Below are 10834 nucleotides of genomic sequence, written 5' to 3'. Positions count from 1 at the left end.
TGGGTTTTAAACTATAGATAAAGAGAGTGAAGTCATTGAATATGAATGAGTTTGTAAGCCACCATGATTCTTCTTTGAAGTTAATCATCGAAAAGGAGTTTCCTGGTAAACGGTGTGTTGGGGGAAAATATTCCGCCAAAGGACATAGCATCACTTTATATGAGAGAGATATCGAAATTCAGTGTGAGCGCTCCCTAGGCTCGCTTGCAAGGCTTGAGGAATATACATGGGTGATCCTTACACATGAGATGGGCCACGCATCAGACCCTGATCTCGCTGTGCTTAGTGAGGAGCTACACAGTACAGGAAAATTAGAAATCCTTTATCAAATAGAGGTCAATGCATGGAATATTGCAGAAGGATTAATTCCTTTTATCGATCAGGATTTATTTACCTTCATTAGGGATGAATCCTTGGCACATTGTACAAATCGCCTGCTGGTAGGTTAAAAAGCTCTCCATATGGAGGGCTTTTTTTTCCCTAAATGGAGAAGAGGCTAGTCCAGCGGAGAAGCACGCACTGATGAATCGGGAAGCTACATGCATGGTATGGGAAAATGGCATTAATGTTTCCAAAGGAAGCTTCATATCTTTAAAAGAGCATTCACTTTAATGAATCAAACAGGAATGGGACATGGAGTTTTTGGTTTATATTCTTTTTTAAGATTGACAGTGAGAATCATTTTCATTAAACTGGTATTATTAGACTAAAAGGGGAGTATTTTAATGCGACCAGCTATTAACACACAGTCTTTATCGCTCGGTTATGGTGATAAATTAATTATAAATGATATGAATATAGAAATACCCAAAGGGGAAATCACCGTATTCATCGGTGCTAATGGATGTGGAAAATCAACACTTCTAAGGTCTGTTGCCCGATTGTTAAAACCTCAATCCGGCTCAGTTTTGCTCGAAGGCAAAGCGATTTCGACCATGTCATCGAAGGATGTAGCAAGAAAGATGGCGATTCTTCCACAATCCCCGGTTGCCCCTGAAGGGCTTACAGTATATCAGCTTGTTAAACAAGGAAGATATCCTTATCAAAGTTGGTTGAAACAGTGGAGTTCCGTGGATGAAGAAAAAGTTCAAAAGGCGATCGAAGCAACGAACCTGACCGATTTAAAGGATCAGGCAGTCGATGAATTATCGGGAGGCCAGAAGCAACGGGCATGGATAGCCATGACGCTGGCTCAGGATACGGACATCATATTATTGGATGAGCCGACTACATATCTTGATATGACCCATCAAATCGAGATTTTGGACTTATTGTTCGACTTGAATGAGTTTGAGAACAGAACGATCGTGATGGTGCTTCATGATTTGAATTTAGCTTGCCGTTATGCGGATAATCTGGTGGCACTTAAAGATGGGGCGATACACGCTCAAGGCCGGCCAGAGGATATCATCACCCCTGAATTGGTACAGCATGTATTCAGCATGGACTGCCAAATATCCTTTGATCCAATTTTCGGCAGTCCCATGTGCGTCCCGTTTGGTAAAGGCCGCTACGCCCAAAGTCAGGTAAAAGCGCTGGCCAATGCATAAACTCACACCATCCATGGAAAAAGAGCTGCAAGGATATCGCATATCCTTCCGAGATGAGGCCAAAGTTTCCAAGACCTTCAATCATGCTGATGAACTTATTCAGTATGCACAAGCCCGGACTGGGGCGGAAACGTCAGGGGTAGCCATTTCAATGTGGTTCAGACGCTATGCTTTTTTTGTCACGGCACAATTTTACATGTTAAGCAAACATCGGCTTATCTGGGAAGGCAGACTTCTGGATATTGGTGTTTTGGATGATCAGGAAGATGAACATTGGCTCCCGAACTTTTTACTGAAAACTAACAGTTGGAGCAATGTCTCGGAAAAGGAAAGCCCTTCTGCCCTCCATTCCATATTGAGCAGCTTTGGTGCTGATGCCATTCGCTTCTTTTCCGGAACCGCTAAAATATCAAAACTAGTACTCTGGGAAAATATTTGGAGCTATACGGTATGGATGTATAGTGAGTTATTGAAGCAGACTGATATAAAGACGCGAGTTGAAAAGGACATTGAAAAACTGCTTGAAGATGAAGTATGGCTGAATATTGAACTGCGTTCCCCCTTTAAACGATTCATTGGGGAAAAAAGTGTTCCGGAGTCCATGAATCCTTATAAACGGGTGACATGCTGTTTATATTACCGAATTGACGGCCAGGACAAGTGCGCGTATTGTCCGAACAAAAATTGTTGAAATAGATTTGATTGGAGAGCCAGGCTTGGGGTCAAGCCTGGTTTTTTTGTGGAGTGATAAGAGAGAAGGTCAGCCTGTCCATTGTCCATCACTTATTATCGAAAACTAAACGCATTAACGAGATGGGTATGTTATAATGTTGATATTTAATTGAACGGAGGCAGTCGCATGGGAAATGGGATCATACACTACGGAATTGGTGAAGTAGTAGATATATATATGTACATTAAAACGAGCACAAAAGCGGTGGCAAGTAATGGAAAGCCGTTTTTAACATTGATTTTGTGCGATAAAACCGGGGAGATCGAGGCAAAGCTATGGGATGTTTCCGAGGTTGATGAGAAAACATACAGTGCGGAAGCTACGGTGAAAGTTCAAGGGGAAGTCCAGAATTATCGAGGACGCAGCCAATTGAAAATCCGTAACATTAGAATTACTTCAGATACTGATGGGGTCACGAAAGCCGATTTAATTCAAACGGCGCCTTTAAGTCAGGAAGAAATGATGGAAACCATCACTCAATTCATTTTTGAAATGAGGAATCCGAATATCCAAAGGGTGACTAGGCACCTCATTAAAAAATATCAGAATGAATTCCTGACGTTTCCTGCTGCTACCAAGAACCATCATGAGTATATGTCGGGACTGGCCTATCACGTTGTATCGATGCTAGGGCTGGCTAAGGCCATTTCAACCCTATATCCTTCGCTCAATAAGGATCTTTTGTATGCAGGAGTCATTCTGCATGACCTTGGAAAGGTACATGAGCTATCTGGACCTGTTTCGACTGTTTATACAGTGGAAGGGAACTTGTTGGGGCACATCACCATCATGGTGAATGAAGTCGGTAAAGCTGCAGAGGAATTGGGCATTGAAGCGGAAGAAATCATGATTCTTAAGCACCTGATACTAAGCCACCATGGTAAAGCTGAGTGGGGCAGTCCCAAGCCGCCAATGGTTAGGGAAGCGGAAGTGCTGCATTATATTGATAATATGGATGCCAAGATAAATATGATGGACCGGGCCTTGGAAAAAGTGAAACCGGGTGAATTTACGGAAAGAGTTTTCGCACTCGATAATCGTTCATTCTATAAACCAACATTTTAATGAAATATGCTTCTTTCTCGATGGAGAAAGAAGCATATTTTATTTGTTCGCGCATATTCTCTAGTAAATGAATAGTAGATTTTTTGGGAGGGAATGGACATGCCAATTTGGATCTGGTTCGTGTTTATTGGGATAATCGTCAGTGCAGTCATGTCAATTTGGACAGCTAGGCAGGAACGCCTCATAGATGATGCTTGGATTGAGAAGGAAGGTCAGAAGTACATTGAACGCATGGAAGAAGAGCGCGAGAGGCGTAAAAAGGATATAAATCAGGGAGCATAGCTCGAACCATGAAAAAAAAGCGACAGGCAAAGTCCTGTCGCTTTTTACTATTCAATTATTTTTCAGCATTGGCTGCGTCACCGGAAGTGATTGCATCTTTTAGATCTTCGTCTTTAATCTTCACGTCCGCTTTTTTGACTTCTGAATTCAAAATGTCCTGAACTTTAGTTTGGTCAATTTGAGCGACTTTCAAATCATATTCAAGATCTTTTTTCATATCTTCGTATGATTCTTTTTCTTTTGTATCAAGAAGTTGGATGATGTGGTAGCCATAATCGGATTTAATCGGCTTGCTGATTTCATCTTTCTTCATTTTGTAAGCTTGCTCTTCAAATGCAGGAACCATTTCACCTTGTCCGAACCAGCCTAGCTCCCCGCCTTTTTCAGCTGTGCCTGTGTCTGTTGAATATTCTTTTGCAAGTTTAGCGAAGTCTTCGCCTTTGTCCAATTTAGCTTTAACTTCGTTGGCTGTTTTTTGGTCTTCCACTAGAATATGTCTCGCTTTGATTTGCGGTTTATAGTCTTCATAAGCTTTTTTCACATCAGCTTCTTTAACTTTTATATCGGCAACGGCTGCTTTTTCTTGAAGCATGCCGATTTTAAGTGCACGTTTAAGATCATCTTCGCTCTTATATCCGGAAGAGGCAAGGGCCGTTTCGAAGTTTTCACCCATTTGCTCTTTAAGTTCGTCCGTTTTAGCTTTAACTTCTTTATCCGTTACTGTATATTTTTCAGAAAGAACTTTTTCATAAACAAGTTCTTGAAGAACGGTTTCACCATAACGGTCTTTCATTACATTGTAAAATTCTTCTTTAGTTATATCCCCCGCTTTAGTTTCAACGACTGCTTCCTTGTCGCTGTTGCATGCTGTAAGTCCGATCAGCCCTGCAGTAACAGCAATCGATAATGCCCACTTCTTCATAAAAACAACTCCTAGTTATAAGTTTCTTGTTTGCTATTTTTTCGTATTTCCACAAAATTAACTATAACATATTCTGGTTACTTTACAAAAAATAATATATTGGTGCATGAATAAGAATTTTTTGAAATATGGGTGTTCGCCTACCCAGATATTAATCCATTACATATGATAAATCGAGGACAACAAAAGGGGGTAGCATAATGGGTAATGGATTTAACGGGGGCTTCGCTTTGTTAGTGGTGTTATTCATTTTATTAATAATTGTAGGAGCAGCCTTTTGCTAATCGGCTGCAAAATTAATAATGGAAAGAGCCCACTCCTTTTGCCATGGAGTTGAATAGGATAGGGTAGCCGCTCAACAAAAAAGATTGAAGTGATTCTCAAGCTAGGAAAGGAATGGATTCCTTTTGGCGGATATAAGAGTGTGCATGAAGATACTATTACTTAAGAATGGAAAGGAGGAAGATCAATGTCTGGAGGAATAGGTGGAGGCTTTGCTCTAATTGTCGTTCTTTTCATCCTGTTAATCATCATTGGAGCTTCTTGGTTATAAGCCCATAAACAAAAGGCGAAGCTGTTGCTTCGCCCTTTTTCTTTATGTGGATAATGCTCCGGGTATCACCAATGTATGTAACAAATGATGGTCATCATTTGTTGCTCATCTCTACGTATACAAAATTTCAATATAGGAGGATAATAACATAATAGTAATTAATACATTAATGGTCCTGAATACTTTAGGCTGCCGGTCTTCAGCAATTTCCTTTTGAATGCATAAAGAGTTTGTCATTCTATTAATATTATAAAGGATCAAAATAGCAAAAATAATAAACCAGAACGAGATCAAAACCTAAAATCCCTCCTTGCAAAACATCATGTATAAATACGATACCAAATTATAATGAAAAAAGATACCTAAAAATCTTATCAGGTATCTTTATGGATAAATAAGAAATCACTTTTGAATAAGTATATCGTATCCTTCGAGATGTTCCTCGATAAAAGAATGCCTTGGGGAACCAACCAGATTTTTTATATAAATAAAATCCGATACGCATAATCCGGTGTGCAGAGATAATAAAATAGTGAAATAATGGATGTAATGCGGAAAGCTAAGGGCACAACCAATCAATATGGCCGACATAATGAAGAAAGGCAACACAAGGGTCAAGAGATAAAGATGCTTTCGAATCGGATCATGCACATTGACTCTGCATGTAAGCACAACGTTCCACTTCAAGGACCAAGAAGTTTTTACTTTTTTACATAATAATCGTAACGGTAAATAGTGTAATAGTTTGTGAACAGGATATAATAAGAGCAATAGGCTAAAAAATACCATTGTTTGATCGCCATACAAAATAACATGGGTTGAAAAGACACTAAATAATGTATAGATCAGAACAAAAGACATCAATATAGTAAAAACTGAAAAAAAGAGCAGACGGCAATTCCCATATTGTTTTGCCACGTCAATTGTTTTCCACGAATTCATTTCGAAATCAGCCCTCCAAAGCTGTTGAATTTACTTACATACATTACGATGAATGGGTGGAAAAAGCAATGAAATTCTTGGATTAAATTTAAGATAAAATCACTTTAGTGTGTAAGCATGGCTAAGGGCAATTCATGCCAGGTTCTGAACCAGGGATAAGAAGGATTACTGAGTGTGAAAAATCAAAAATTGGTTATAAGCTTTTATGTTAAATTGAATGATCGATTGGGGATTAGTGATGTATGAAAAATATAAATGAAGAAATAGAAATACTCCGTTTTCATCAACGGCTTTTGTTGAACCTTATACGCAATCCGGAGGCCAAGTTGGACTATCTATTTGTGGAAAAAAATTTCACGAAGAAGGAAGCGGAAGAATTATTGGAAACATGTGATATCTTGAGCAAACGCTATGAAATAGAAAAAGCGGAAGGGTATATGAACTTTCGACCGCTTTTTAATCAATTTGAAAGAAAGGTTAATCCAAAAATAACCACAAAGGAATGCATTGATGCATGCCTCGCACAGGGGTTATATGTATCATTCATGAAGGAAATGGATAGAGTATGAGATTAAACTGGCTCAGTTTCTTTCTCTATCTTTTTTTTTGTGATTTTACCCTCCACGTCAGTAAACTCCTGATCGATGTTATCGAAGGATCGTTCAAAGATTTGCATGAAGTCTTCACCGTATATATTTCGGATGATGGCCATCATTTCAATCATATCCGGAAACTTGCCATAAAGCTCACGCAGTGGGAGTGCACCCGAGAAAGCAGAGTTCTTACTTGGGTCATATGTCTCCATTAAGTCAAGTAGGATTTTTTCACCTTCCGCTGTGATCTCTATATAGGTATTCCTTTTGTCATTTTCTTTTTTTGAAAATGTTAAGTACCCGCGTTCCTCTAATTTTTTTGAAAAATTAAATGCCGTAGAAACATGCATGACCCCAAATTTTGCAACATCTGAAATGGAAGAGCCATTAAGATGGTAGGCAATCCAAAGGATATGGTGCTCATTGATATTTAAATCATAGGGCTTGATCCATTGCTGCCAATCTTTTTCAATTGATTTCCATAATGCTTTGCTTAATTGTGCAATTCGTTGACTAAAAATCATTGCTTCTTTCATAGAATAATTTTTATTCTGCATATTATGGGCTCACCTACTTATAAGATTCTATATATTTATTATGACAATAAAATAAAAATTAATAAAGATAAATATTTGCAAAATTTTTAGAAAATTTTAGTTTTTTTAATGAATTCTCCATTCTTCTCCAATAAACCATGTAATTTATTGGGAAAAATGGAGAATCAAGCTTGTGTGTCGATGCCAGCTATTAATTTTTAGAAGTAGGTGCTGCCGCTTCCAATTCTTTCAATGAATTTTCAATTTCCTGAACGTTCTTCAATAATTCATTCTTATTGGGCTCGATTTCCCGCTTCCAGCTCTCGATGACCACCTGAACATCCGAAATGAACGTTTTTACCGTTTCTTTGCTGATTTGTGAAGCTTCCATCGTGTCATCTTTAATATTTAGCATTTTTACCTTTAACTCATCAATTGTATTCTTAATTTCGTCGGTATTCGTTTTGATGCGGGTCCGTAGGTCTTTACCTGAACTCGGTGTTGAAAGTAAGGTTGCCGCACCAGCTACTACTGTTCCGGTCAAAAAGCCAATTAGTAATGATTTTGCTTTCATTAGGATCACCTCATTTTATAATATGTTTTCGCTTTCCATGGTCTGAATCCCTGCTGCATCAATTGGAAATTATGATAAATAGGGAGAGAAATACTATTGATATCAAAATACCATAATTTTCATCCTTATGGAAGAGAATCGACCATTTTATCTTTATATCACAAAAATATTTTTTTAAACTTAGAGAGTAAATATATAATATTTAAAAATAACTTGAAGCTTTATTAATAATGCTACATATAAAGGGAAGAGCAGCATATAGATAATAAAAACAAGCTGTCGGAACATGGATGGCACTGGTGGGTTAATAATGAAAATCATTTTTTTATTAGGCCTGATATGCCTGTGCGGAATGGGGTATTTTCTAAGGCAAGCAAAAACTCCTGGCATCTATCCGCCCAAGAGGGTGCTCCAGGCTAGAGCCTTCGCAATGGGTCTCCCTGGGGCTTTACTGCTTTTCATTTGGTTTATGTGGATATTGATTCATTGATCATTGGAGGATGATTGTGACTAGAATTCCAGATTCATAAGATTGGAAAAAAAGCACCGGACATTCCGGTGCTTTTTAAGGTATGATGATCCCGCTTTATGCATTAATGGGTATATTTGATTTTCTAACAATGCCGTTCACAATTGGATAAATGATGACCATCGCAACTGTATTTAACAGTACGGCAGGAAGTACAACAGCGCCGAAAAGTGCAACGAAAGGCCCTGGAAGGGAAACGATATAATATGCCGAACCAAGGAAGACAGCGCCGGAAATCATTGTTCCTACGGCAGTCAAGATACTAACGGTGACAACGGATGTTGAAAACTTCTTAAGACTGATGAATAAAAGGTAAAACAGAAAGGCTGTTGCCAATTTGTCTATGATATTTGGAATCTGTCCTCCAGGAAATGTAGTTGTCATGGCAGAGATGGCTCCAGCAGCCAGGGCGACAATGAATACATTCTTCTTCGCGGGAAACAGGGTAATCGCCAAAAACATCATCAACAGCATCATATCCGGTTTCATTCCAAGGAAGAATCCAGGTACGATAAAATGCAGGGCAGCCCCAATCCCGATTAATAGGGACAGTGACACAAGGGTTTTCGTTTTCATTTACTCATCTCTCCTATTCTCATCTCAACTAACATTTTTTCTTCAACAATGCACTATTGCCTGTTGCAAGAAGTTTAAAATAGTATATCATAAGACCTATTTTTTTAGAAGTCATATTTGTTTGATTTATAGGGTTTGAGCTTCCTTCGCTTTATACGACTCCTGGAACTTCTTCATGAAATCAGCAAGGTCCTGGCAATGGGAAAGAGGGACCGCATTATAGATGGAAGCTCTGCAGCCGCCGATGGAACGGTGACCATTCAGTCCTACGAATCCTGCTTGCTTCACTTCTTTAAGGAATTGTGCTTCAGCTTCTTCTGACGGAAGCGTGAACGTTACATTCATCAATGAACGGCTGTCCGGTAGGGCATGGCCTTTATAAAAACCATCACTGCCGTCAATGGCATCGTAAATGACTTTTGCTTTTTCTTCATTGATCTCAGCAATCTTTTCCACGCCGCCCTGTTCTTTTGCCCAATCCAACACAAGGGACAATAAGTAAATGGCCAATGTCGGAGGAGTGTTGTATAAAGATTTATTTTTTGAATGGATAGAATAGTTCATCATGGACGGGATTTTGTCATTATCCGTTATTAAGTCTTTACGGATGATTACGACAGTGATTCCAGACGGACCTAGATTCTTTTGTGCACCTGCATAGATGATGCCGAATTTACTAATATCAATCTTTTTGCTGAGAATATCACTTGACATATCGGCTACTAAAGGAATGTTGCCTGTTTCCGGGAAATCTTTCCACTGTGTTCCGTAAATCGTATTATTGCTTGTGATATGAAGATATGCAGCATCATCATTCAATTTGATATCTTCGACTTTAGGGATGAACGTATATTTTTCATCTTTGGATGAAGCGACTACGGCCGTTTCACCAACCTTTTTGGCTTCTTTTAATGCTTTTTCCGACCAAGAACCAGTGAGGACATAATCTGCCCTTTTTCCATCATTCAAAATGTTCATGGGAATCATGGAGAATTGCAGACTTGCTCCTCCTTGCAGCAGGAGAACTTCATAATTCTCAGGAATTTCCATAAGGTCTTTTAATGATTGGATGGCATGGTTATGAATTTTTTCGAATTCCGAACTTCTATGGCTTAATTCCATGACGGACATACCGGAATCCTCAATATTCAACCATTCGTTTTGGGCTCTTTGTAAAACTTCTAAGGGAAGGGCGGCTGGCCCAGCGTTAAAATTGCGTGCACGTTTCAATTTTTTTCCTCCTATGCGACTATGTGATAAAGTATTTGAGACTATTCATATATCCTACCAGAAAACTAAATTCAATAGGAGGAAAATTTAGAATTTTAAGTGACAATCCATTTTAATGATAGGCCAAAGTAAAAAAGGTCCTGCACTTTAAAGTGAGGACCAAATTAGGATCATTGGTTTTTTCATGCAACAAGCGTGCTTAAGTTCGATTCTTTTAAAAAGATATTAAGAAAGGAGAAAGAAACCATCATGTGCCAGCAGTTCATTTTAAATGCTGTGCAATGGAGTCAGCGATTTGTTTCAGGTCATCTGGTGTATAGTCGCTGGTATTCGTTTTCCAAACTGCCCCAAAGCCGTCACCTTCCCCATGCCGTGGAATTAAATGCATGTGAAAATGGAAAACGGACTGTCCTGCAGCTTCCCCGTTATTGTTTAAAAGGTTCAGGCCTACAGGTTGGAATTCCTGTTTCATGGCGCGGGCAATTTCCGGTACCACTTCAAAAAGATTCTTGGCAATCTCAGGTGTCAACTCATAAAGATTTTCCTTATGTACTTTAGGTATTACCAGTGTATGGCCTTTTGTTACTTGACTGATATCGAGAAAGGCCAATACATGTTCATTTTCGAAAACTTTACTGCTTGGAATTTCCCCGTCGATTATTTTGCAAAATATGCAATCACTCATTAAAAACGCTCCTTTAAAAGTTAATGTATTTGGTTAATCGTACCATAGCTTGAATCCTTGAGAA

Annotated in this window: 17 protein-coding genes; 9 read left to right on the top strand and 8 right to left on the bottom strand. The window is 38.8% G+C overall.

Annotated elements, in window-relative coordinates:
* Window positions 1-41 precede the first annotated feature (41 nt).
* The 5 genes from ACSR9O_RS02955 to ACSR9O_RS02935 all read left to right on the top strand — a co-directional run bounded on the left by ACSR9O_RS02955 (window position 42) and on the right by ACSR9O_RS02935 (window position 3630).
* Window positions 42-449: a hypothetical protein gene (locus ACSR9O_RS02955; RefSeq protein WP_491723877.1), complete on the top strand. Its 408-nt coding sequence runs from the start codon at window positions 42-44 to the stop codon at window positions 447-449.
* A 276-nt stretch (window positions 450-725) separates the two neighbouring features.
* Window positions 726-1550, top strand: coding sequence for an ABC transporter ATP-binding protein (locus tag ACSR9O_RS02950; RefSeq protein ID WP_101224188.1), 825 nt, complete (start codon window positions 726-728; stop codon window positions 1548-1550).
* On the top strand, window positions 1543-2241 hold the full coding sequence (locus ACSR9O_RS02945) for a (2Fe-2S)-binding protein (RefSeq protein ID WP_260356894.1): 699 nt from the start codon (window positions 1543-1545) through the stop codon (window positions 2239-2241). The genes ACSR9O_RS02950 and ACSR9O_RS02945 overlap by 8 nt, the downstream gene beginning before the upstream one ends.
* 168 nt (window positions 2242-2409) lie before the next feature.
* Window positions 2410-3348 carry a 3'-5' exoribonuclease YhaM gene (yhaM, locus tag ACSR9O_RS02940; protein ID WP_101224185.1) on the top strand — a complete coding sequence of 313 codons (939 nt, stop codon included), beginning with the start codon at window positions 2410-2412 and terminating at the stop codon, window positions 3346-3348.
* Window positions 3349-3447: 99 nt separating this feature from the next.
* Complete coding sequence (locus ACSR9O_RS02935; protein WP_053344914.1) at window positions 3448-3630, top strand: sporulation YhaL family protein; 183 nt, start codon at window positions 3448-3450, stop codon at window positions 3628-3630.
* Window positions 3631-3685: 55 nt separating this feature from the next.
* On the opposite strand, the gene ACSR9O_RS02930 is transcribed toward ACSR9O_RS02935, so the two are convergent.
* The gene (locus ACSR9O_RS02930; protein ID WP_101224184.1) at window positions 3686-4552 is read right to left on the bottom strand and encodes a peptidylprolyl isomerase; all 867 of its coding nucleotides are present in this window, start codon (window positions 4550-4552) and stop codon (window positions 3686-3688) included.
* Between the two features lie 200 nt (window positions 4553-4752).
* Here ACSR9O_RS02930 and ACSR9O_RS02925 point away from each other — a divergent pair, with 200 nt between their 5' ends.
* Window positions 4753-4836 (top strand): YjcZ family sporulation protein, encoded by an 84-nt coding sequence (locus ACSR9O_RS02925; RefSeq protein ID WP_083450669.1) that lies wholly within the window; start codon window positions 4753-4755, stop codon window positions 4834-4836.
* 185 nt (window positions 4837-5021) lie between these two features.
* Window positions 5022-5105 carry a YjcZ family sporulation protein gene (locus ACSR9O_RS02920; RefSeq protein ID WP_061462016.1) on the top strand — a complete coding sequence of 28 codons (84 nt, stop codon included), beginning with the start codon at window positions 5022-5024 and terminating at the stop codon, window positions 5103-5105.
* Window positions 5106-5216: 111 nt separating this feature from the next.
* On the opposite strand, the gene ACSR9O_RS02915 is transcribed toward ACSR9O_RS02920, so the two are convergent.
* Complete coding sequence (locus tag ACSR9O_RS02915) at window positions 5217-5399, bottom strand: hypothetical protein (protein WP_034314696.1); 183 nt, start codon at window positions 5397-5399, stop codon at window positions 5217-5219.
* Window positions 5400-5507: 108 nt separating this feature from the next.
* Window positions 5508-5894, bottom strand: coding sequence for a DUF3267 domain-containing protein (locus ACSR9O_RS02910; RefSeq protein WP_491725438.1), 387 nt, complete (start codon window positions 5892-5894; stop codon window positions 5508-5510).
* A gap of 395 nt (window positions 5895-6289) precedes the next feature.
* Between ACSR9O_RS02910 and ACSR9O_RS02905 the strand changes: the two genes are divergently transcribed.
* Window positions 6290-6616 (top strand): DUF1878 family protein, encoded by a 327-nt coding sequence (locus ACSR9O_RS02905; RefSeq protein ID WP_101224182.1) that lies wholly within the window; start codon window positions 6290-6292, stop codon window positions 6614-6616.
* Window positions 6617-6618: 2 nt separating this feature from the next.
* Here the strand turns inward: ACSR9O_RS02905 and ACSR9O_RS02900 are convergent, their stop codons facing one another.
* Together ACSR9O_RS02900 and ACSR9O_RS02895 are read right to left on the bottom strand one after the other, a co-directional pair.
* Window positions 6619-7197 (bottom strand): HTH-type transcriptional regulator Hpr, encoded by a 579-nt coding sequence (locus ACSR9O_RS02900; RefSeq protein ID WP_034314691.1) that lies wholly within the window; start codon window positions 7195-7197, stop codon window positions 6619-6621.
* 190 nt (window positions 7198-7387) lie between these two features.
* Window positions 7388-7750 (bottom strand): YtxH domain-containing protein, encoded by a 363-nt coding sequence (locus ACSR9O_RS02895; RefSeq protein WP_101224181.1) that lies wholly within the window; start codon window positions 7748-7750, stop codon window positions 7388-7390.
* Between the two features lie 286 nt (window positions 7751-8036).
* Between ACSR9O_RS02895 and yhzF the strand changes: the two genes are divergently transcribed.
* Complete coding sequence (gene yhzF, locus ACSR9O_RS02890) at window positions 8037-8240, top strand: membrane protein YhzF (RefSeq protein ID WP_483295870.1); 204 nt, start codon at window positions 8037-8039, stop codon at window positions 8238-8240.
* Between the two features lie 96 nt (window positions 8241-8336).
* Here the strand turns inward: yhzF and ACSR9O_RS02885 are convergent, their stop codons facing one another.
* The 3 genes from ACSR9O_RS02885 to ACSR9O_RS02875 all read right to left on the bottom strand — a co-directional run bounded on the left by ACSR9O_RS02885 (window position 8337) and on the right by ACSR9O_RS02875 (window position 10770).
* On the bottom strand, window positions 8337-8855 hold the full coding sequence (locus tag ACSR9O_RS02885; RefSeq protein ID WP_076367276.1) for a tryptophan transporter: 519 nt from the start codon (window positions 8853-8855) through the stop codon (window positions 8337-8339).
* A gap of 126 nt (window positions 8856-8981) precedes the next feature.
* Window positions 8982-10085 carry a 3-phosphoserine/phosphohydroxythreonine transaminase gene (gene serC / locus ACSR9O_RS02880; RefSeq protein ID WP_101224179.1) on the bottom strand — a complete coding sequence of 368 codons (1104 nt, stop codon included), beginning with the start codon at window positions 10083-10085 and terminating at the stop codon, window positions 8982-8984.
* 262 nt (window positions 10086-10347) lie between these two features.
* Entirely contained in the window at window positions 10348-10770 is a 423-nt protein-coding gene (locus ACSR9O_RS02875) for an HIT family protein (protein ID WP_053534082.1), read from the bottom strand.
* Between the last annotated feature and the right edge of the window lie 64 nt (window positions 10771-10834).

This window comes from Peribacillus sp. B65 (assembly GCF_058513295.1).
Note: the sequence above shows the minus strand (reverse complement) of the source record. Positions and strands in the feature narration are given on the sequence as shown.